18 protein-coding genes and 1 CRISPR repeat array are annotated in these 23,143 nt (G+C 40.5%); of the genes, 10 read left to right on the top strand and 8 right to left on the bottom strand.

Going from position 1 to position 23,143, the window contains the following annotated elements:
• The first annotated feature begins 2 nt into the window (after positions 1-2).
• From lptE to JG734_RS07370, 5 genes are read left to right on the top strand one after another with little or no spacing between them, the layout of a single operon-like run.
• Positions 3-491, top strand: coding sequence for an LPS assembly lipoprotein LptE (lptE, locus tag JG734_RS07390; RefSeq protein WP_201332649.1), 489 nt, complete (start codon positions 3-5; stop codon positions 489-491).
• On the top strand, positions 492-1,616 hold the full coding sequence (locus JG734_RS07385; protein ID WP_201332648.1) for a folylpolyglutamate synthase/dihydrofolate synthase family protein: 1,125 nt from the start codon (positions 492-494) through the stop codon (positions 1,614-1,616).
• Positions 1,589-4,438, top strand: coding sequence for a transcription-repair coupling factor (gene mfd / locus JG734_RS07380; RefSeq protein WP_201332647.1), 2,850 nt, complete (start codon positions 1,589-1,591; stop codon positions 4,436-4,438). The genes JG734_RS07385 and mfd overlap by 28 nt, the downstream gene beginning before the upstream one ends.
• 10 nt (positions 4,439-4,448) lie before the next feature.
• Entirely contained in the window at positions 4,449-5,255 is an 807-nt protein-coding gene (locus tag JG734_RS07375) for a TIGR00282 family metallophosphoesterase (protein ID WP_201332646.1), read from the top strand.
• Positions 5,255-5,932, top strand: a complete 678-nt coding sequence (locus JG734_RS07370; RefSeq protein ID WP_201332645.1) for a 3-methyladenine DNA glycosylase — start codon at positions 5,255-5,257, stop codon at positions 5,930-5,932. Before JG734_RS07375 ends, JG734_RS07370 begins: the two co-directional genes overlap by 1 nt.
• Here JG734_RS07370 and JG734_RS07365 read toward each other — a convergent pair.
• Positions 5,929-7,476, bottom strand: coding sequence for a DNA polymerase III subunit gamma/tau (locus JG734_RS07365; RefSeq protein ID WP_201332644.1), 1,548 nt, complete (start codon positions 7,474-7,476; stop codon positions 5,929-5,931). The two genes, JG734_RS07370 and JG734_RS07365, sit on opposite strands and share 4 nt — an antisense overlap.
• Before the next feature lie 56 nt (positions 7,477-7,532).
• Between JG734_RS07365 and JG734_RS07360 the strand changes: the two genes are divergently transcribed.
• Positions 7,533-8,078 (top strand): hypothetical protein, encoded by a 546-nt coding sequence (locus JG734_RS07360; RefSeq protein ID WP_201332643.1) that lies wholly within the window; start codon positions 7,533-7,535, stop codon positions 8,076-8,078.
• Positions 8,075-9,271, top strand: a complete 1,197-nt coding sequence (locus JG734_RS07355; RefSeq protein ID WP_201332642.1) for a CAP domain-containing protein — start codon at positions 8,075-8,077, stop codon at positions 9,269-9,271. The genes JG734_RS07360 and JG734_RS07355 overlap by 4 nt, the downstream gene beginning before the upstream one ends.
• Here JG734_RS07355 and murI read toward each other — a convergent pair.
• Both murI and rho read right to left on the bottom strand, forming a co-directional pair.
• Positions 9,263-10,003, bottom strand: a complete 741-nt coding sequence (gene murI, locus JG734_RS07350; RefSeq protein ID WP_201332641.1) for a glutamate racemase — start codon at positions 10,001-10,003, stop codon at positions 9,263-9,265. The genes JG734_RS07355 and murI overlap by 9 nt on opposite strands.
• Positions 10,004-10,006: 3 nt before the next feature.
• Positions 10,007-11,359, bottom strand: a complete 1,353-nt coding sequence (gene rho / locus JG734_RS07345; RefSeq protein ID WP_201332640.1) for a transcription termination factor Rho — start codon at positions 11,357-11,359, stop codon at positions 10,007-10,009.
• A gap of 212 nt (positions 11,360-11,571) precedes the next feature.
• Between rho and cas9 the strand changes: the two genes are divergently transcribed.
• From cas9 to cas2, 3 genes are read left to right on the top strand one after another with little or no spacing between them, the layout of a single operon-like run.
• Entirely contained in the window at positions 11,572-14,961 is a 3,390-nt protein-coding gene (gene cas9 / locus JG734_RS07340; protein WP_201332639.1) for a type II CRISPR RNA-guided endonuclease Cas9, read from the top strand.
• Positions 14,930-15,844: a type II CRISPR-associated endonuclease Cas1 gene (cas1, locus tag JG734_RS07335; protein WP_201332638.1), complete on the top strand. Its 915-nt coding sequence runs from the start codon at positions 14,930-14,932 to the stop codon at positions 15,842-15,844. The genes cas9 and cas1 overlap by 32 nt, the downstream gene beginning before the upstream one ends.
• The gene (cas2, locus tag JG734_RS07330; protein ID WP_201332637.1) at positions 15,831-16,163 is read left to right on the top strand and encodes a CRISPR-associated endonuclease Cas2; all 333 of its coding nucleotides are present in this window, start codon (positions 15,831-15,833) and stop codon (positions 16,161-16,163) included. Before cas1 ends, cas2 begins: the two co-directional genes overlap by 14 nt.
• 160 nt (positions 16,164-16,323) lie before the next feature.
• A CRISPR array of direct repeats spans positions 16,324-17,152; the repeat unit is 36 nt; unit sequence GTTTTAAGACCCCTCTAAACCCAACCCTGTTACAAT.
• Positions 17,153-17,185: 33 nt separating this feature from the next.
• Here cas2 and JG734_RS07325 read toward each other — a convergent pair.
• The 5 genes from JG734_RS07325 to gyrA are packed head-to-tail and all read right to left on the bottom strand — an operon-like array spanning position 17,186 to position 23,133.
• Positions 17,186-18,112, bottom strand: a complete 927-nt coding sequence (locus JG734_RS07325; protein WP_201332636.1) for a radical SAM protein — start codon at positions 18,110-18,112, stop codon at positions 17,186-17,188.
• On the bottom strand, positions 18,109-19,131 hold the full coding sequence (hemE, locus tag JG734_RS07320; RefSeq protein WP_201332635.1) for a uroporphyrinogen decarboxylase: 1,023 nt from the start codon (positions 19,129-19,131) through the stop codon (positions 18,109-18,111). The genes JG734_RS07325 and hemE overlap by 4 nt, the downstream gene beginning before the upstream one ends.
• 9 nt (positions 19,132-19,140) lie before the next feature.
• Positions 19,141-19,659, bottom strand: a complete 519-nt coding sequence (locus JG734_RS07315; RefSeq protein WP_201332634.1) for a YqhA family protein — start codon at positions 19,657-19,659, stop codon at positions 19,141-19,143.
• The gene (locus JG734_RS07310) at positions 19,656-20,684 is read right to left on the bottom strand and encodes an aspartate-semialdehyde dehydrogenase (protein ID WP_201332633.1); all 1,029 of its coding nucleotides are present in this window, start codon (positions 20,682-20,684) and stop codon (positions 19,656-19,658) included. Before JG734_RS07310 ends, JG734_RS07315 begins: the two co-directional genes overlap by 4 nt.
• On the bottom strand, positions 20,671-23,133 hold the full coding sequence (gyrA, locus tag JG734_RS07305) for a DNA topoisomerase (ATP-hydrolyzing) subunit A (RefSeq protein WP_201332632.1): 2,463 nt from the start codon (positions 23,131-23,133) through the stop codon (positions 20,671-20,673). Before gyrA ends, JG734_RS07310 begins: the two co-directional genes overlap by 14 nt.
• Positions 23,134-23,143: the final 10 nt, after the last annotated feature.

Here is a 23,143-nt window from a genome sequence, read left to right as displayed (position 1 = left end):
GAATGCGGTTTTTGGTAGTGGCTTTGTTGGTTTTTGCTTTGACTGGTTGTGGGTATAAACCATCAAGCCGCTACCTGCAAGAAAATATCAAAGAAAAAATTTACATTCATGTTAATGTCCTACTCAACGATCCGGAAGATGCGTTGATTATCAAAGATGCAGTTAATAGAGCTCTACTATACCGGTTTGGCAACCATCTTGTTTCATATGATCAGGCCCAAACCAAGATTAATGTACGTGTTCGCTCCCTCTCCTTTGCTCCACTTGAGCGTAATACCTATGGCTATGTAGATCAGTACCGGGCAAAAATTGTACTCGATTTTGATGTGCGAGATCAAAAAGGCAAACGGCGCATAACAACTGACGGGTATTACGATTTTGCAATTGAGCCAAACTCCATCATCACCGATACTATGCGCTTTGATGCTATACGCAGAGCCTCCCAGAAGGCTATCGATAAATTCATAGCACAAATGGCAAAGAGCAGATAGTTGCGAGTAAAAGAGTATCTCGATACCAAGCCCCTCTATTACAAAAAGTTTGATCCAGCAAGGATGCAGCGAGCCTATAGCGAGATAGCACCAAAGCTGCGTATCCCACCAATCATTCACATTGTTGGTACCAATGGCAAGGGATCTACCGGACGCTTTTTGGCAGGAGCCATCAAAGAGGCTGGTTACAAGGTTGGGCATTACACCTCGCCACATATTTTTCGCTTCAATGAGCGTATCTGGATAGATGGCAAAGAGATAAGTGATGAGAGGTTGGATGAGGTGCATAGTAAAGCACAAAAGCTCTTAGACGATCAAGCAGATGAACTCAGCTACTTTGAGTATACTACTTTTCTCGCAATATTGGCATTTGAGCAGTGTGATTATGTGGTGATGGAGGCGGGACTTGGTGGAGAGTATGATGCTACATCAGTCTTTCCAAATATTTTGACTCTTGTTACTCCCATTGATTATGATCATAGCGACTTTTTGGGTGAGAATATCGAAGAGATTGCACGCACAAAACTCAAAGCTGTACAAAAAGGGGCTATCATGGCTCCTCAGCTCCATGTTGAGGTGTATGAAGTTGCTCAAAAACTGCAAATCTCTTATAAGGTTGCAACTCCTTCTAAAGAGCTAGAAAGGATTGTTGAGACACAAGGTTTGGCTCCATTTTTTACTTCAAATTTAGCTCTAGCCCTCGAGGGAGCAAAAGCGTTGGGTATAGTGGCTCATCCTAGCAAAGTTATCAATTACCGCTTGCCAGGTCGTATGCAAAAAATTGGCAATGTTACTCTCGATGTAGGGCACAATCTCCTCTCTGCAAAAGCTATAAGTAATCTCATTGAGCCCGGGACTATCTTGGTCTACAATACATATGCTGATAAAGAGTATGAGAAAATTTTGCAAACTTTAGCGCCCAAAATTGCAAAAGTAGAGATTTTACCGGTAGCAAATGAACGCATTGTAGATGAGAATACACTTATTAAAACTTTACAAAGACTTGGCTTGCAATATAGCTATTTTGATGGTATAAAGAGGGACAAAAAATATCTAGTGTATGGATCATTTAGCGTGGTTGAGGAGTTTATGAAGCGATGTGGGCAAAATATTATGAATATCTAAAATCTTCCAAACCCCAAATTATTATTACAGAGAATGAAAAAGAGGCGCAATACATAAGCAGTGTGGCTAAAATTTTAGATATAGATCATATCGTGCTTCCTGATATAAGAGCGCAAGAAGGTGATGACTTACGCGTATTTAAAGAAGAGTTGGATATATATCTTACGGCGCTCAATGATTTTTATCATAATCCAAAGATGCTCATTGTTCCGCAAGCCACCGCAGCACTCAAAGTTCCTGAGCGCAAATATTTTGATCGTATGCAGCTTGAGTTTGGTCAAAGTATCAATCTAGAGAATCTAAAAGATAAACTTCTCTCATGGGGATATAGTTTTGTCGATATTATTGAAGCAAAAGGGGAGGCAAGTTTTCGTGGGGATGTTATCGATATATTCCCTCCAAATTTAGAGAAACCTATACGTATCAGCCTCTTTGATGATGAGATAGAATCTATCCGCTACTTTGATCCATCTACGCAGCGTAGTAGCCAAGATGAACTTGAGGAGGTAACTCTATATCCGGCTCATCTTATCATGGATGAAGAGCTTGAGAGTGCAATTGAAGCAAGTGATTTTGATGTATTTGAAAAGGATTTAAGAAGTGTGGGTTTGTGGGTAGCCAAACGTAACGACATCTTTCAAGAAGAGGGTGTGGTACGCAGCAGTGAAATTCCTATGGCAAAAGAGTATAGAGATATTGAAGTAATTGACATTGATGCTCTCATAACCCACAAAGAGAAGCACATTAAAGTCGTAGTCAAATCTCCTGAAATCGCACGGCGCAGTTCCATCAAGCAAATTGATAGAGTGAAATTTATCTATAAAGATGCATATCTCAATATCGAAGGTCCCAAGGAGATAATAATCTCTCTTAATAAACCAAAAAAACGCCGCACAAAGCGAGCCGGCGTTGTTTTGGACGAACTTAAGATCGGTGAATATGTGGTTCATGAACAACACGGTATCGGAATCTTTCAAGGACTGCGCCAAATTGAGATATTAGGTGCTAAGCGAGATTTTGTTGAGATTGCCTATGCTGGTGAAGATAAGCTTTTGGTACCTGTAGAAAACCTCGAAATTTTGAGTCGTTATGTAGCTGATAGTGGGAGTATGGCTATCGTTGACAAGCTAGGAAGTCAATCTTTTAGTCGTCTCAAAGCAAAAGTCAAAGAGCGCCTTTTTGAGATAGCTGCAGATATAGTGAAGCTTTCTGCAAAAAGAGCACTTAGCCCTGGCAAAAAGATAGTTATTCCTCCGGACTTAAAGCTTTTTCAAAGAGAGGCTGGATTTGTTTATACTGAGGATCAGGAAAAATCTATTGATGCAATTTTACAGAGGCTTAGTAGTGGCAAAGTAATGGATATGCTTCTTAGTGGAGATGTAGGGTTTGGTAAGACTGAAGTAGCTATGAATGCGATTTATGCAGTGGTCAAAAATGGTTATCAGGCTGCTGTAGTTGTACCAACTACGCTCCTATCAAACCAGCACTATCAAACCCTCAAAGAGCGTTTGGAAAAATATGGTATAAGTGTGACAAAAATTGACCGTTTTGTAAGTGCAAAAGAGAAAAAAGAGCGTTTGGCGGCCATTACTGAGGGCAAAATTGATGTTGTTGTCGGAACACATGCTCTCTTTGGTACAAATTTCAAAAATTTGGGGCTTGTAGTAATCGATGAAGAGCATAAGTTTGGAGTGAAGCAAAAAGAGAAACTTAAAGAGTTTAGCAAAGATGTGCATATTCTTTCCATGAGTGCTACACCAATACCCCGCAGTCTCAATATGGCACTTAGTCAAATCAAAGATTTAGCAGAAATTCGCACTCCACCAGAAGAGAGAAAACCTGTACGTACTTATGTAAAAGAGTATGACCAGAAGCTTATCAAAGAGATAATATTGCGAGAACTGCGCCGTGGGGGGCAAGTTTTTTACATTTATAACTCTATAGCAGGTATAGAAGAGAAACGTAAAGAGCTTGAGAGTTTTTTACCTGGTAAGAAGATATTAGTGCTTCATTCTAAAATATCAAGTACTACTACAGAAAAAGAACTCATCAAATTTGCAAAAGGGGAATATGATATTTTGCTCTCTACCTCTATTGTTGAGAGTGGTATCCACATGCCAAATGTCAATACTATTATTGTAGAGGGTGCCGATCGCTTTGGTATTGCAGATCTGCATCAGTTGCGAGGACGCGTGGGAAGATCAACCAAAGAGGGGTACTGCTACTATATTGTAGAGGATAAAGAGGCACTCACTGATGATGCGAAGATAAGACTCATTGCGCTTGAGTCCAATTCCTATCTTGGTAGTGGTGCAGCTTTGGCTTACTATGATCTTGAAATTCGTGGTGGTGGCAATATCATAGGAGCGCAGCAAAGCGGGCATATCAAAAACATCGGCTATAGCCTCTATCTGAAGATGCTTGAAGATGCTATCACAAAACTTACAAAAGGCGAACTAGAAGAAGAGAGTGAAGTGGAGCTCAAACTCAGTGTCAATGCATATATAAGCAGTGATGTAGTGGCTGAGGACAGGCTCAAGCTCGAGCTCTATCGCAGACTCTCTCATGTCACAAATGTTGAAGAGATTAGCGATATTGAGGAGGAGATCAAAGATCGCTATGGCAAAATAGATGAGGTGACAAGAAATTTTCTCGATCTCATTGAGATAAAATTGCGTGCAAAAGAGCGAGGTATCAAACGTATTAGTAACTATAATCAAAATATTACTATCGATTATGGCGATAAAAAAGAGCAGCTCAAAGCTCCAAGCAAAGATGATGAGGATATTTTGCGCACAGTTTTGCGCTATGTAAAAAGCTAAAAGGAACTAGATGAAGCTAGGATTTATTGGTGATGTGGTAGGGAAACCTGGAAGAAAGATGATCAAGCGTTATTTGCCACAAATCAAAAAAGAGCTTGAGCTCGATTTCATTGTAGCAAACTATGAAAATGCTAGTCACGGTTTTGGCCTCACTGCCAAAAATGCCAAGGAGCTCTTTGATGCAAGAATCGATCTCATGACCGGTGGCAATCACACCTGGGATAAAAAGGAGATCATCCCGCTTTTGGAAGAGTTGCCACTTCTTCGACCCATCAATTATCCTGAGGGAGTTCCAGGAAGAGGTTTTAAAATAATCGATGAACTCAATCTTGCAGTTATCAATATCATGGGATATTTTACTATGCCTATGGTAGAAAATCCCTTCATCGCAGCCAATAAGATTGTAGAAGTGCTGCGTGGGGAGGGTATAAAAAATATCTTCATCGATTTCCATGCAGAGGCTACAAGCGAAAAGAGAGCAATGTTTTTGATGCTCAAAGATCGTATAAGCGCACTTGCTGGGACACATACACATATAGGTACTGATGATTTATGTATTGATGGGGGAGCTGGGTATGTAACAGATGTAGGACTGACAGGCTGCAGGGACAATGTGATCGGTATGAAAGAAGATGTACCTATCAAAAGATTTCTTACAGGACTTCCTGGACACTTTGATGTGCCAGATAAGTGCAAGGCGATTTTGCAAATGATTGTCTTTGAGTTTGATAGAGAGGGAAGATGTGTGGATGCATCGAAGATAAAGGCCTATGACGATGAAGGGTGGCAAATAGTTCATAAGGCAAGGGTAGAGTAATGCTTGGCTATGAGCTCCTCAAAAGGCTCAAAGAGCTTGGCATCGATGCAGGGAGTCGCGACCCATATTGGTGGCCAAATAGTGGAAGTTTTGAAGTTGTCGTTGGAGCTATTTTAACGCAGAATACAAAATGGGAAAATGTAGAAAAAGCGCTCAATAATCTCAGAAGTGCCCTTGGCACAATAGAAGAAGAAAAGATTCTCAAGCTTCCTCAAAAAGAGCTCGCATCACTCATCAAACCGGCAGGTTTTTATAATACAAAATCCTTTCGTATCCAAAAACTGACACAAAACATGCTTGATGAGTTTGGGAGTTTTACTGCCTTTAAAATAAAACCATCGCGAAGCTGGTTGTTACATCAAAAAGGTATAGGTCTTGAGACTGCAGATAGCATCCTCAACTACGCTTGCTACAAAGATTTCTTGGTAGTGGATGCTTATACAGCCAAACTTTTACGCTTTTTTGGGTATGAGTTTGAAAGTTATGATGTGTTGCAGGAGTTTTTAAGTGATGCTATCATCCAAAATTTGGGCAAAATCTATGATCTTTACGGGAAGGAATTGCCACTCTCACAAATTTATGCAAGATTCCATGGCAAAATTGTAGAGTTTTGCAAAGAGTATTGCAAAGGAAAAGAGCAAGAGCAAAGAGTGAAGGCTTTGTTGGGTGAATTTTAGACCTTTGGTTTGATTGTTACTCGTTTGGCTTTAAAGAGCTCTTTTGCTTTTTGCACGACCGGGGTATTGAGTAGATCCTCCGCTTCAAGTTCTTTAGCTGCAAGACCTGCCTCTTTTTGGATGCAGCTTCCTCCAAATTCTGCCTGCTCGATCATCGAAGAGCAGGCTTCACGCTCCTCCTTTGGCGGATCAACCTTTTTGATCTTTGTGTTCACACCAAAGATCTCTTGGACAAAGTGACGGATAGTAGGGTAGGAGTTCTTGAGCTTCTCTTTACACTCTTGTGGCGGATTGCTTTGCCAGGTGAGTACTCCGTCATTAAAACTAACAAATTTTATACTCTTTTCAAAACATTCACCAAGTTCATAATTTCTCTCATAAAGTTTTTCTATAAGTTGTTCAAACTGGTTCTTCTTTGTCTCTTTGGCTGTAGCTGGAGAGATTTGCAGAGTATCTTGCATGTTAGTGTGTTGCGCAGATGGTGTTGTTTGGGTATTGTTTTCGAGTTCGTTTATCAGTTCTTCTATTTCTTTTATTTTGGTTGCTTCAGCAAGTTTTAGAAAAGTCAACGTTATGACGAACTCATCATCACTCCCATAAAAGAGGAGGCTCTTTGCATCACTGAGAATTTTAAAAAAGCGCTCGTAAAGCATTGTAGAAAATTTCGGATTTTTGGCAAAGAGCTGCTCTTTGAGATATATTATCATCTCATCAAGAAGCATTTCAGCCTGATAGTCACCAATTTCTTTTGCAATTTGTATAAGTTTTTCTCTGTTCCCTTGCAAAATAGTATCAAAGATTGAGGCTATAATTTGTGGATCGACAAGCCCAAGCATTCTTGTAACACTCTCTACAGTTATTTTGTCTTGGCTGTATGTTATTGCTTGATCAAGAAGAGTGAGAGTGTCTCGTAAACTTCCACTTCCACTTCTTGCTAAAATTTTAAGTGCTTCATACTCAAAATCAACACCTTCATTATTGAGAATGAACTCCAAATGTTTTAAAATATCACTTTGTGCAATCTTTTTGAAGCGAAAATGTTGTGTTCGGCTGAGGATTGTAGCTGGGAGTTTAAGTGGATCTGTGGTTGCTAAGATAAATTTCACAAATTCTGGCGGCTCTTCCAAGGTTTTAAGTAGTGCATTGAAGGCCTCTTTGGTAAGCATATGTACTTCATCGATAATGAAGATTTTGTATCTAGCTTGTGCAGGTTTATATTTGGTATGTTCTATGAGCTCGCGAATATCATCGATTTTACGATTGCTTGCTGCATCCATCTCGATAATGTCGATGTGACGGTTTTCATTGGCAGCAAGGCAGTTTTCACACTTCTCGCATGGTGTGCTTGTAGGGCCTTCATCACAGATGAGGGCTTTACTAAAGATACGTGCAGTACTTGTCTTTCCACTACCTCGAAGGCCACTGAAAAGATAAGCATGACCTAGTTGCCTGGTATCGAGTGCACGCTGCAGTGTCTGTGAAATCGCCTCTTGTCCGATAAGATCCTCAAAACGTTTCGGGCGATACTTAAGAGCCAGAGCCAAAACCGATCCTTTGTAGTAATAGTATAATTATACTTTATCATCTTTAAAGGTTTGTTATGAAAGTAGGATTGATTTTTGTTCTTTTACTTCTCTTGCTCTTTTTCTTTTATAAAAGTGATGCGAGAAAAATTTCACTGCAAGATGGTAAGCTAAAGATTTATGATAAAAGCTGCAATCTACAAATTCGGGTCAAATCTCTCAAATACGAGAGTGATCTAATAGATGAATTGATGATTGATAGAGAGTATCTTGAGCTTCCAAACAAGCAAGAGATAGTTGTAGAGCGCATCAATCTCACAAACCAACAGCACGCGATCAAAATGCCTTACAATGAGTTGATAGAAAATATTTTTAGGATGCATGTCAAAGAGTATTGGGAAAAGAGTGGAGTGGTAATATATGAGGGAGACTTTTATGTCGCCGTTTTTTATAAATCTAAAAACGATCTAACTCTTTTGTATCCACTTGATAGCATGATGGCTAATGCAATAAAGAGCTGCAAAGAGCCAGATTGGAGCCAAGTGAAAATACCAAAAATCATAAAGCCCAAATGGGATATCAAACTTATTATAACTGAAGGACTTATAGGCAAAAATATATGAGAATATCCTTGCTTATTACATTTATTATCCTCTTGCTCTTTTTTGGCTGTGCGCAAAAAGAGTATATCCAAAGAGATTTGAGGCTAGAGCACGGGTATAACTACCTCAATCACTATCGCCAAGCTTTAGGAATGATTCCTTTGCACAAAAACTTAACTTTAGAAAAAGCAGCTACCGCTCATGCACACTATTTGGCATTTCACCACACTACAGGTCATACTGAATCTCGAAGCAAAAGTGGTTTTAGTGGATTGCACGCTGGTGATAGGGCAGTGCGATTTGGCTATAGCACATATGATGTGATAGAAAATATCGCTTATGGCAAAGATGTCTCTACATCAATCGATATGCTTTTTGCAACTCTGTATCATAGATTGGGCTTTATGGATTGGAGTATTGATGAGGTTGGAATCGGATATGATAGCAAAGGGATAACAGTAGTAGACATGGGAAGGAGCTTAGTCAGGCAGGCGTGTGAGAGTGCATATGCGCGAATAGGGAAAGTCTATACGAATATTTGTAAAAAACCTCTAGCAGTTTCTCGCTACCAAAGAGCTATAGCAATGAATCAAAAATTAAATCCACCAATTATCTACTGGCCTACGAAGCAAATATCAGTAGTTCCCTATGCTTATCCAGAGTCACCAAATCCTTATCGCTATTTGCTTGAGGGCTATCCGATAACTATTCGCTTTAATCCATTTTATTTTTCGCAGCGACCAAAGATTATCGTTTTTCAATTAAAAGATCACAATGGCAAAAAAATCCGACTTTTGCAGCAAATTGACAGGACAAATGATAGGATGCATATCTTTTCAAGTTACGATTTTGCCTATATACCAGAAGCTTTGGAATGGGGCAAGATGTATAGAGCTTCGCTAATCTATAGCTATAGAGGTCAAATACGTAGCCTCACATGGAGTTTTTCAACCAAAAAGCCTACTAAAAATTTCATCGTATTAAAGAAGAAAGTTATAAAAATCAAGCCAAATAGGTGGTATGAACTTTATTGGCAGCCCTGTAGCCCTACCGATAAAATCACAACCTATCGCTACTATTGTCCAAAAAATGTCAATATCAAAGGATATATGAAAGGTATCAACACTATTGCAATACGTATCGAGGGAAAACCGGGGCAGAGGGTGAAACTAGTTCTCTCAAACGGAAAAAGGATTATTTTACAATTAAACTGAGAGCCATTTGGCAGCTACTCTTTTGAGTTTTTCTGGATTTTCTGAAGCAAAGAGTTTGAGGATTGGCTCTTTTTGAGAACTTTTGATTTGATAGTTATTTTCTAAATGATCAACAATTGCTTCTCCAGAGTGAATCAAAAGAGCCTTGCTGTTAAAATAGTTACTGATCTGATTGGCGATGAGAGGAAAGTGAGTGCATCCTAATATAACTGCATGAGGGCTAAGATCTCTAAAATAGTGGTGCATTGTGGCTTCTAATATTTCACCATCAAAGATTTCTTCTTCAACTATTGGTACAAAAAGGGGTGTGGCTTTGGCAATGAGGTTTGTGTATCCCCGCTGATGCAAGAGTGTTTGATATTTTTGGCTCTCAATTGTTGCTTTTGTACCTATGATGAGGATATTGCTCTTTTTATCGAGTAGCTTTTTCTCAAGTGCCAAAACACCTGGCTCTATGACTCCAACAACAGGAAAAGGAGCAACTTCTCTTAGCTCTTCAATGGCGTGAGCACTGACAGAGTTGCACGCGGTTATCAACATATCTACATCGAAGTTTTTGAAAAATTCCAGTGCTTCAAGAGAGTAGCGGATAATTGTATTTTTATCCTTGGGTCCATAGGGGACGCGGGCAGTATCGCCATAATAGATGATCTCATCAAAGAGCTTATGCTCTACAAGGCTCTTAACAACTGTGAGACCACCTATACCACTATCAAATACCGCTGCACGCAAATATTAGGCACCTTCATTCATAATGGAGAGAAACTCTTCATTGTTTTTGGTTTTGAGCATTTTGGAGTATAAGAATTTTAATGCCTCCACTTCATCCATAGACTGCATCGCATTGCGCAGAGCCCATACTTTTTGGAGTGTATTTGGATCGACAAGGAGCTCCTCTTTTCTTGTACCAGATTTGAGAATATCGATTGCCGGGTAGATACGGCGGTCTGCTATGCGGCGATCGAGGACTATCTCACTGTTTCCTGTTCCTTTGAACTCCTCAAAAATTACTTCATCCATGCGTGAACCGGTATCAATAAGTGCAGTAGCTATGATTGTGAGGCTGCCTCCCTCTTCGATATTACGCGCTGCACCAAAGAAACGTTTTGGTTTATGAAGAGCATTTGCATCTACACCACCACTGAGAACCTTCCCACTAGAAGGGGTGACAGTGTTGTAAGCACGGGCAAGACGAGTAATGGAGTCAAGTAAAATGACTACATCTTTGCCCATCTCTACACGTCTTTTTGCTTTTTCTATGACAAGTTCTGCGACACGGACATGATTTTTTGCTGGCATATCAAAAGTAGAGCTGTAAACTTCACCTTTAACACTTCTTTCCATATCTGTAACCTCTTCGGGTCGCTCATCGACAAGAAGTACTATAAGTTCTACTTCTGGATGGTTGTGAGCGATGCCATGTGCAAGCTCTTTCATCAGCTCAGTTTTTCCGCTTCGTGGAGGTGCGACGATAAGTGCACGCTGTCCTTTCCCAATAGGTGTGAAAAGATCAAGCACACGACCTGTGAGGTGCATAGGATCATATTCGAGTTTGAGCTTTTCTGTGGGATAGAGCGGGGTAAGGTTATCAAAGAGAGGGCGCTTTTTGGACTCTTCTGGTGGGAGGTAGTTAATAGCTTCGATTTTAAGAAGTGCGTAGTAGCGCTCTTGGTCCTTTGGAGGACGCACTTGTCCTGTGACAATATCACCTGTTCTCAGAGCAAAGCGGCGAATCTGCGTAGCACTTACATATGCATCGTTGGCGCTGTTTGAGAAGTTTTCATTGATGGCACGCAAAAATCCATACCCCTCAGGAGTTATCTCCAAAATCCCTGTAAAGAGGATATAGCCGCCTTTGCTTACCTGATTTTTGAGAATCTCAAACATCAAGTCTTGACGTTTGAGCTCTTGCGGGTTTTCGATACCGAGCTCTTGAGCAATATTGAGAAGTTCATCTATTGTTTTTGTGCGAAGCTCTTCGATAGTGTAGCCATCTACCGGGATATGTTTGCGTTGGTCGCTGTTTTTGCTTTCGTTGTTTTGGGAGGAATCTTCTATATTTTCGTTTTGAGTAGCTTTTTCGCTCATCATGTCCTTCTTCAGTTGTGATTTTTTCTTTGCAGATGATTAGCAGTCGCAAGAGAAAAGCTTTTTGCAATTTTAAACAAATAGAGCCATTTAGTCAAGCAGTATATAAGACTAATTTTTAAATAACTAATACTTGATAAAGATTATTTTAAATTTAATTAAATAAAATTAATCTATACAAACTAAATTATAATCTTTAATTAGGTGAAATTATGAGAAAAATTCTTGCGGTTGATTTAGGAATTACATCTTTTGGTTATGCTATTTTAGAAGAGTCTGGAGCAAATTCATATACATGTTTGGACAATTCAGTTGTTATGCGCAATACTCCTTATGATGAACAAAGTGGCGAATCTCCCCAAACTATCCGGTCAAAATACAAAAGTATGCGTCGCCTCATAGAAAAGCGCAAAAAGCGCATCCGTTGTGTGGCACAAACTATGGAACGTTATGGAATTCTTGATTATTCGGAGGCAATGAAGATCAACGACTCCAAAAACAATCCTATCAAAAACCGATGGCAGCTCCGTGCTATCGACGTATGGCAGCGGCCATTAACCTCTCAAGAGCTCTTTGCTATTTTTGCCCATATGGCCAAACATAGAGGCTACAAATCGATTGCCACAGAGGACTTGCTCTATGAATTGGAACTAGAACTTGGCCTCATTGATTTTGAGAATGAGTCGAAGAAAAAAGCTGATGAGCGGCGCCAGGTTTATAACGCTCTGCGCCATCTGGAGGAGCTGCGTAAAAAATATGGCGGAGAGACCATCGCCCAGACGATCCACCGGGCAGTAGAGGCAGGCGACCTTCGTTCCTACCGCAACCATGAGGACTATGAAAAGATGATACGGCGGGAGGATATTGAAGAGGAGATTGAAAAAATCCTGCTTCGCCAGGCAGAATTTGGAGCTTTTGATTTGACCAAAGAACAGATTTCCGAACTTATCGATGAGCTAAAAGCTTGCATAACTGACCAGGAGATGCCTACAATTGACGAATCCCTTTTTGGCAGATGTACCTTTTATAAGGAGGAGCCCGCTGCCCCAGCATACAGCTATCTCTATGATCTCTATCGCCTATACAAAAAACTTGCCGATTTGAACATTGACGGCTATGAAGTGACACAGGAGGACCGGGAAAAGGTTATTGAGTGGGTAGAAAAGAAAATAGCTCAAGGGAAAAGTCTCAAAAAGATCACCCATAAGGATCTGCGTAAAATCCTCGGACTCTCCCCCGAGCAAAAAATTTTCAGTTTGGAAGATGAGCGTATTGTCAAAGGCAAAAAAGAGCCCCGAACCTTCGTCCCCTTTTTCTTTCTTGCAGATATACACAAATTTAAAGAACTTTTTGCCAGTATCCAGAAACATCCGGATGCCTTGCAGATATTCAGAGAACTGGCCGAGATTCTCCAGCGTTCCAAAACCCCACAGGAGGCTCTTGATCGGTTACGAGTCTTGATAGACGGGAAAGGGATCGATACAGACAATAGGGAGCTGCTAGAACTTTTCAAAAACAAAAAATCTGGGACTCGTGAACTCTCCCATCGATATATCCTCGAAGCACTGCCCCTTTTTCTCCAAGGGCATGATGAAAAAGAGATCCAGAGGATTCTTGGATTTGAGGATCATGAAGATTATTCCCATTTCCCTAAATCCCTGCGACATCTCCATTTGGGAGAGGGCAATCTCTTTGAAAAAGAAGAAAATGTCATCAACAACCATGCTATCAAATCCCTTGCTTCTTGGGCATTGGGGCTTATCGCTGATTTGAGTTGGCGTTATGGACCCTTTGATGAGATTATTTTAGAGACTACCAGAGATGCCCTCCCGCAACAGATTCGTAATAAGATCTATAAGGCTATGAATGAACGGGAAAAAGCTATTGATGAGATCATAAATAGATACAAAAAAGAGTTTCCTTTAATAGACAAGCGATTGGCAAGAAAGATTCAACTTTGGGAGAGCCAAAAAGGACTTGATCTTTATAGTGGAAAGGTCATCAACATATCCCAGCTCCTTGACGGTAGTGCTGACATCGAACATATCGTTCCACAAAGCCTGGGTGGTCTAAACACTGACTACAATACCATCGTTGCACTCAAAAGTAGCAATACGGCCAAAGGCAATCGGCTCCCTGGTGATTGGCTTGCTGGAGATGCAGAATATAGCAAACGAGTTGAAATGCTCTTTGAAAAGGGATTGATCGATTGGAAAAAACGCAAAAATCTTTTAGCTCAATCTCTTGACGAAATTTACACCGAAAATACCCATAGCAAGGGGATCCGCGCAACCAGTTATCTTGAAGCATTAGTTGCCCAGGTCCTCAAACGCTACTATCCCTTTCCGGATCCTAAGCTGAGAAAGAACGGCATAGGGGTTCGAATGATCCCCGGCAAGGTCACCAGCAAGACCCGCTCCCTCCTCGGGATCAAATCCAAAAGCCGAGAGACCAATTTCCACCACGCCGAAGATGCCCTCATCCTCTCGACCCTCACTCGCGGTTGGCAGAACCGCCTGCATCGGATGTTGCGTGAGAATTACGGCAAAAGCGAAGCAGAGCTCAAGGAGCTTTGGAAAAAATACACTCCTCACATCGAAGGACTCACCCTCGCCGACTACATCGACGAGGCATTTTGCCGTTTCATGTCCAAAGGGGAGGAGAGCCTCTTTTACAAAGACATGTTCGGTACGATCCGCAGCGTCTCATATTGGGTGGACAAGAAACCCCTCTCCGCCTCTTCCCATAAAGAGACTGTTTATTCTGCTCGCCACGAAGTACCTACACTTCGCAAGAATATTCTTGAGGCTTTTGACGGCCTCAATGTCATCAAAGATCGTCATAAGCTCACGGCAGAGGAGTTTATGAAACGTTATGATAAGGAGATCCGCCAAAAGCTTTGGCTACACAGAATTGGCAATACAAATGATGAGAGCTATCGTGTCGTAGAGGAACGGGCGGCTAAGATTGCTCAGACTCTTGCCCGTTACCAGCTCATGGATGCCAAAAACGACAAAGAGATAGATGAGGAGTTTCAGCGAACGCTCAAAGATCTGATTGCTTCCCCTATCGAAGTGGGTGGCAAGCAGGTGCGAAAAATGCGTTTTGTTTATGATAAGCTCAATGCAATGGAGATTGAACGAGGGCTGGTAGAGACCGATAAAAATATGCTGGGTATCCATATCTCAAAGGGTTCCAAAGGCAAACTCATCATCCGCCGTATGGATGTCAATAATGCCCGAGAACTTCGAAAAGATAAATCGGGATTGCTCTGTTATCTCAATGAAATGCTGTTCATTTTCAATCAAAAAGGTTTGATACATTATGGTTGTTTGCGCAGTTATGTGGAAAATAGAAAAAATATTGCATTATTTAATCCTCGTTTCCCAGCCAACCCGAAAGCCCAACCATCGAAATTTACTACAGGAAGTCAGATCAAACAAATAGGTATCGGCAGTGCCACAGGAATTATCAAAGCCCATCTCGATCTCGACGGACATGTCAAGAGCTATGAAGTCTTTGGTGACCTGCCCGAAGGTGCCGTAGAATGGTTTAAAGAGGAGTCAGGCTATGGCAGCCTGGAAGACTATCCGCATCACTAAGCCTTGCAAGCTTAGAATTAAAAATGGTAATCTCGTCATAGAAGATGAGACTATGAGGGTGAAGCTTTCTCTTTCTGATATTGACAGTATTATATTCGAAGGAGACAGATTCACTCTCAGCGCCAAGGTGCTTGCAGCACTGAGCAAGCACAAAGTGGCTGCACTCTTTTGCGATGAATACTATATGCCTACAGCCATTCTCCATCCCTACCATCAGAGCTCATTGGCCACAGAGACCCTCAAGGCCCAGCTTTCCCTTCCCGATGATTTGTGTGACCGTTTCTGGCAGGAGATCATTCGGGTCAAGATCCTCAATCAGTCGGCTGTCCTTAGTTACTTTGCAAAAGAAGATCAAAAACTTGAAAAATATGCGAAGCAAATTCGACCAGGCGACCCTTATAGGACTGAGGCTAAGAGTGCGCGGATCTATTGGAAAAAGCTTTTTAATGACCTTAAACGGGAGGCTAATTCTCTCGATGTGCGCAATCAGGCTCTTAACTACGCATATGCCATACTGCGAAGTCTTATTACGCGTGATCTTAGTGCAGCAGGATTTATTCCTGCATTAGGTCTTTGGCATGATAATCGTTACAATGCGTTTAATCTGAGTGATGATCTTATGGAGCCATTTCGTCCTTTAGTTGATATTGCTATCTATCTTCTTTTGCAAAATTACAAAGATGATTATTTAGCCCCTGCATTAAAAAGAGATATCGTTACAATTTTCGATAAGGAATATATAATTTTTGAGGGAGGACTTTCTACAATGAGAACAACGTCGGTGCGGTATATACAAAGATTCAAAGCTGCGATATTAAATAGAAAAATCGAGTTTATTAATTTTCCTACCATAGATTTTGAGGCTCTGAGTGAGTGCTTTTAAGATAATGTGGCTCATAGTAATGTTCGACCTCCCAACAACATCCAAAAAAGATCGTAAGCGATATAGATGGCTTTTTAATTATCTTGATAAAGAAGGGTATATACGGTTGCAATATTCAGTCTATGGAAAAGTTTTTAATTCGTTGCAATCTGCTAACTATGGAAAGAAACGATTAAAAGATTTTCTAAAGATTAATATAAAAAAAGGAAATGTTAGAATGTTTTTAATGACAGATGCACAATTTGGAAAAATGGAAATAGTTGTTGGCGAGCAATCCTCACAAGAAGAGATTGTACAACAATTACTTTTTGATTTTTAAATCATCCAGAGGCCCGTCCGCAAACGGGCCCTACAATGGAACTGTAGTAACAGTTCTCGATTTTAAGACCCCTGTCTAAACCCAACCCAGTTAAAGTATAACAAAAAAAATATAATTTGACAATATTTAAAACATTCTTTAAATTAATGAAAATTTAATAGTTTTAAGACCCCTCTAAACCCAACCCTGTTACAATTCAAATCTGTTGTTAGTGGGACGATAGATTGTTTTAAGACCCCTCTAAACCCAACCCTGTTACAATAAAACTTCTCGGAATAGACATTCCATTTTTGTTTTAAGACCCCTCTAAACCCAACCCTGTTACAATTTCTATTTGCATAAAATCTCGCTTTCTCCTGTTTTAAGACCCCTCTAAACCCAACCCTGTTACAATGAACTTTACAAACTCCACTTCATCATCTTCGTTTTAAGACCCCTCTAAACCCAACCCTGTTACAATACTCTTCTCAAGGAAGAGTTAGCGAGACTAGTTTTAAGACCCCTCTAAACCCAACCCTGTTACAATTAAAACTTCGAGCATATGGACTTGAACCTAGTTTTAAGACCCCTCTAAACCCAACCCTGTTACAATATGATGCAAATTGGTGGAAAAGTCTCTATCGTTTTAAGACCCCTCTAAACCCAACCCTGTTACAATTATGGTGTGAGTGTGAGCAAAGACTATATGGTTTTAAGACCCCTCTAAACCCAACCCTGTTACAATTGCAGATATCGTCATAGGACTGCATAGACCGTTTTAAGACCCCTCTAAACCCAACCCTGTTACAATTCATAGGGATATTGGTATTGGGGCTTGCGTAGTTTTAAGACCCCTCTAAACCCAACCCTGTTACAATAAGGAGTATGAATTGATTGAATTTACTTATGTTTTAAGACCCCTCTAAACCCAACCCTGTTACAATGCGAGACTGCGGCGATAACTATATGTAAGGGTTTTAAGACCCCTCTAAACCCAACCTATAAATGTAATAAAATATTATTTATCAGTCGACTTAGAAATACTATTTTGAAATTGTATGGACTGTTGCATCAAAGAAAGTTACATTGCCAACATTGCGCTTTGTAATAGCTTTATCTTTGAGAAGTTTTCTAACAAGTTTGATAGTTTCTTCATCAAAAAGTGTATCTATATCTTCTTGTGTTAATGGTCTATGTGTAAGGAGATCAATAAGCTCATCTTTGCTAAGATGCAGTTGATAGCTATGCTCTTTTTTTCTTGAGACGATAGTAACTGGAAGATTTTTGATATGTTTTGAGAGTTCATAGAGCTTTTCATAGCTTACAGGTGCTACTTTGTATGCTGGAGGACGGTCTATGGTACCAATATCGATACGATCTGGCTTGATCTGTTGCAAGACTTCATTGAGTGCTACAAACTCTTGTGGTTTATCATTAATACCCTGTACAACTAAGATCTCTATCACAAGAAAACCATCATAGATATTGCGAAAATATACCATTCCATGAATAATATCTTGGACTTCAATCCCTTTTAAAGGGCGATCGAGGCGCTTAAAGGTGCGTTGATCGACACTATCTAAAGAGAGTTTGACGATATCAAATTTTGTAAGAGTTTGCTGGATAGCTAGTTCATGAATACGACTGGCATTGGAGAGAATGAGGAGTTTTTTATCCTCTTTGATTCTGTTTAGTTCGTCTACAAGCTCATCAAGATAGGGGTATAGTGTAGGCTCTCCGTTTGCTGTCACTGTGATAACATCCACTTCACGAAACTCCTGCAAAGCTTTTTGGGTCTCTTGGATGACTTCTTTCACACTTGGTGGATTTTGTATTGCATCTATGGGTTTTGCAGGTTCAAGTTCGCAATAGAGGCAGTCAAAATTGCATGATTTTTGCGCTGGAGAGAGGTCAATTCCAAGAGAGAGTCCAAATCTCCTGGAATTTATTGGACCAAAAATTATACTCATCGGCGTGTCAAATCGTGAACAAGCTCTACTAAATATTTGGCATTTTCTACAGGGAGGTCTGGAAACATACCGTGCCCGAGGTTGAAGATATGTCCAGGTTTGGCTCCCATAATTTCGATGATTTTTTCTACTCCCTCTTTTGTAGCTTCTTTAGAGTAGAGTCTTGTTGGTTCCATATTTCCCTGGAGAACATATTTTTCGCCTAGTTTGGCTTTTGCTAGATCAATTGGTGTGCTCCAATCGACTCCGAAAACATCAAATTTTCCATATATATCATCTAAATATCCAGCTATTCCTTTTGGAAAAAGAATGACAGGGATATGAGGATAACGTTCTTTGAGAAACTGGGCAATATCTACCAGATAGTCCCAGCCAAATTCAAAATACTTCTCTTTTTCTAGTGCACTTGCCCAGCTATCAAAAATCTGCACTGCATTGACTCCAGATTCTATCTGCTTGACAAGATAGGCTTTGATTGCTTCGGTAACTTTTACCATCAAAGCATGCATAAATGCCGGGTCAGTATAAATAAGTTTTTTGATTGTTGCATAGGTCTTGGAGCCTCTACCTTCTACCATGTATGTTGCCAATGTCCAAGGAGCGCCACTAAAACCGATAAGAGCCTTCTCTTTTGGAAGTTTTTTGCGTACGATTTTGATTGTTTCATAGACATAAGTGAGGCGCTCTTCTGGATAGTCATAAAGACGCTCGAGATCTTCCATAGTACGTACTGGATTACTAAAAACAGGACCCTCTCCCTTTTCAAAGCGCAGATCCATTCCCATCTCTAAAGGAATGACCAAGATATCGCTAAACAAAATTGCAGCATCTACATCTAAAATCTCTACCGGCTGGAGAGTTACTTCAGCAGCCATTGCGGGGTTTTTGCATAGAGTCAAGAAGTCTCCAGCTTTATTGCGCACTTCCATATATTGAGGGAGATAGCGTCCCGCCTGACGCATCATCCAGATGGGAGTGTAGGGAGTTTTTTTGCGAAAACATGCATCTATAAATACCATGAAATGTCCTTAATGTTTATCTGCGTCTTTGTGCATGAAATACAGAGCCACTGCTAAGGCTAAGATGGAAGAAGCAAAATAGAGCATCTCCAAAGGTCCTTGATAGTTCATATTGATAACTCTTTTGAAAAAGCTTACCATCAAGACCATGATGATCACTTTTGCAAGCTTATCTTTGAGCTGATCGAGATTGTGTATCTCCAAGATTTTAGAGCTTTCGCTGCGCTCTGCAATATCGATTTTGGAGATGAAGAGCTCGTAGAGACCAAAGCTAAAGAGCAGCATCACCACAGCAATGAGATAGAGGTCTACCGCTCCGATTATATCTCCCACGATCTTTTCATGGAAGTGCTCTGGATGGTGGTGACTCACAATACTTTGGTAAGTAAACTTTGCTACATTATAGATGTCTATACTTGCTACGATAAAAAGAACGATTGCCCCAATCATCCCAAAGATAACTGCGAGGACAATAAAGAGGCGACCTTGCCATAAAGTCCCTTCAAAAAGATTTTCTAAAAATCTCATTCCCCCTCCATCTCAATCCATTTGAGCGCAATTCTCACTGCGTTTGTCGCTGCACCTACTCTGAGGTTATCAGCTACTACCCACATATGAAGTACATTATCGCGATAGATATCTTTGCGAATTCTACCTACAAATGTCTCATTTTTTTCTACCACAGTAATTGGCATAGGGTAGACGCTCTTTTGTGGTTCATCCATTACAACAATATTTTTGCCATTATAAAGAGCCTCTCTGGCAGCTTCTGGAGTAATATCTTTTTCAAACCATACAGTTACTGCCTCACTATGACCGCGCAGTACTGGTACGCGCACACATGTGGCTGAGACTTCTATATTTTTGTGCATAATCTTTTTGGTCTCGTTGACCATCTTCATCTCTTCTTTTGTATAGCCATTATCGAGAAATTTATCGATTTGCGGGATGACATTGAGAGCAATTTGGTGAGGGAACTTCTTCTTCTCACTCTCATCAAGTTTGAAATTGAAAAAATCTTTCATCTGATTGACCAACTCATCCATAGCGCTTTTGCCTGCGCCGCTGGTAGCTTGGTATGTAGCTACATCGACTCTTTTTACTCCAAATGCATCATCGAGCGGTTTGAGAGCTTGTACCATCTGGATGGTCGAGCAGTTTGGATTGGCAATGATTCCTTTTGTTTTCCATGCTACTATATCTTCTGGATTCACTTCGGGAACTACTAAAGGTACCTCAGGGTCCATACGAAAGTGACTCGTATTATCTATAACAACTGCACCGGCTTCTGCTGCATAGGGTGCATAGTGTGCTGATACACTTCCTCCTGCACTAAAAAGGGCTATCTCAATATCCTCTTTTTCAAAGATATCCTCGGTAAGCTCTTTGACCGTATATTCTTTGCCTTTGAATTCAACACTGTTTCCGGCACTACGTCTGCTGGCAAGCGGTACTAGCTTTGCTACCGGGAAATCCACCTCTTCCATGACACGGAGCATTTCTTCGCCGACAGCTCCTGTAGCTCCAACTACGGCAACATTATATCTCTTCAATTTCTTCTTCCTCCTCTTTTGGACATTTGGCAATGCTTATTACTTTATCACCTTTTTCTAGACGAACAATCATAACACCACTTGTATTTCTTCCTGCTTTACGAATACTTTCCATATCCACACGAATCATTTTGCCTTTACTTGTAAGTACCATGAGATCTTTATTTTCTTCAACTGTTACGACTCCTACCACATCGCCAGTTTTTGGTGTCAGTTTCATTGCTATTACACCTTTACCGCCACGGGTCTGCTCACGATATTCGATTGCTTCTGTGCGTTTGCCTATACCTTTTTCGCTAACAGTGAGAAGTTCTTGGTGCTCGTCCTTGATTGTTTCAGCCCCTACGACAAAATCACCTTCTTGTTTGAAGCGTATTCCTGTTACACCTCGGGCAGTTCTTCCCATCTCTCTCACATTATCAACCGGAAAGCGGATACACATTCCCTTTTTGGTAATGATAAAGAGCCATTTTATTTCTGGCTTGACAATTTTGGCGGTAATGAGCTCATCATTTTCATCGAGTGTAATCGCACGAACTCCTCTGGTGCGTATATTTTTGAATTCAGCGAGGTTTGTACGCTTAACAATACCGTTTTTTGTAAAGAAAGCAAGAGATTTGTCTTCACTGAAATCTGTTGTAGGAATAATTGCTTTGATTTTTTCATCAGGTTCAAGCTGTAAGAGATTGACTACAGCTTTACCTTTTGCGGTGCGTCCAGCTTCAGGTATTTTGTATACTTTGAGCCAGTAGAGCTGTCCACGATCAGTAATGAACATAAGTGTATCATGAGTATTGGAGATGAAGAAGTCTTCAATAAAATCATCTTCATATGTAGTGACTGCAGTTTTGCCCTTGCCACCTCTTTTTTGTTTTTCATACTGTTTAAGTGGAACGCGCTTAATATATCCTCTATGTGTAATGGTAACAACCATAGGTTCATTTGGAATAAGATCTTCTATATCGATCTCATCATAGTCTTCAACTATTTCAGTGAGGCGAGGAGAACTAAATTTATTTTTAACCTCAAGAAGTTCCTCTTTGATAATTTCATTGAGTTTTGCTTCGCTGCGAAGGATACTTTGGAGATATGCAATTTTCTCCATAAGTTCTTTATACTCATTTTCCAATTTTTCTCTCTCAAGTCCAGTTAGACGTTGGAGTTTCATATCAAGTATTGCGTTTGCTTGTACTTCAGTAAGTTCAAATCTCTCCATAAGGTTTGTGCGAGCTGTTGGTGTATCCTTACTTGCCTTGATTGTTGCTATAACCTCATCGATATGATCAAGGGCTTTGAGGAGACCTTCAAGAATATGGGCTCGTGCTTTTGCTTTTTCAAGTTCATAAATTGTACGACGAATAACAACTGTACGGCGATGGTTGAGGAAAAGGTGCAAAAGCTCAAGAAGAGTGAAAACTTTTGGCTCTTTATTGACGATGGCGAGGAGAATAATACCAAAAGTAACTTCCATTTGTGTAGATTTATAGAGATTATTAAGAACAATATCACTCATTACATCTTTTTTGAGCTCGATTACTACGCGAATACCTTCTCTGTCGCTCTCATCTCGTATTTCACTGATACCTTCTATATGTTTTTCTCTGACAAGTTGTGCTATCTGTTCGATAAGACGGGACTTGTTGACCTGGTAAGGAATCTCATCTATAATGATAGCTTCACGAGATTTGAGTTTTTCAATATGTGTTTTTGCACGCACCTTTATACGGCCGCGACCTGTCTTGTAAGCATTATAAATACCTTGCTTTCCAAAAATAATTCCACCAGTCGGAAAATCTGGTCCTTGGATATATTCCATCACTTCTTCAAGTTGTGCTTGCGGATTGTCTATAAGTGTTACAAGAGCATCTATAAGTTCATCAAGACGGTGTGGAGGGATATTGGTTGCCATACCCACGGCGATACCACTTGAACCATTGAGCAAGAGGTTTGGGATGCGGGTAGGAAGGACATCAGGTTCACTCAGTGTATCATCATAGTTTGGTACAAAATCGACTGTATCTTTGTCTATATCGCGTAAGAGTTCTTCAGCCACGCTTGTCATACGTGCCTCTGTATAACGCATTGCAGCTGGACTGTCGCCATCTATTGAGCCGAAGTTTCCCTGTCCATCTACAAGAGGCAGACGCATAGAAAATGGCTGCGCCATACGTACGAGCGCTTCATAGACTGCACTATCGCCGTGTGGATGGTATTTACCTATAACATCCCCTACGATTCTTGCACTTTTTTTATACGCAGCGCGACTTGTGAGTCCAAGCTCGTTCATTGCATAGAGGATACGTCTGTGGACAGGTTTGAGACCATCTCTGGCATCGGGGAGAGCACGTCCGATGATGACACTCATAGAGTAATCGAGATAACTGCTCTTGACAGTCTCTTCTATATCGATCTCTTGGATATCTTGATTTTTTTCAAAAAGATCCGCCATATTTTCCCCA

It is taken from the genome of Nitratiruptor sp. YY09-18, from assembly GCF_016593235.1.
In the GTDB taxonomy this organism is placed as follows: domain Bacteria; phylum Campylobacterota; class Campylobacteria; order Campylobacterales; family Nitratiruptoraceae; genus Nitratiruptor.
The sequence above is the reverse complement of the archived record's forward strand: the minus strand, read 5'-3'. Positions and strand labels throughout refer to the sequence as shown.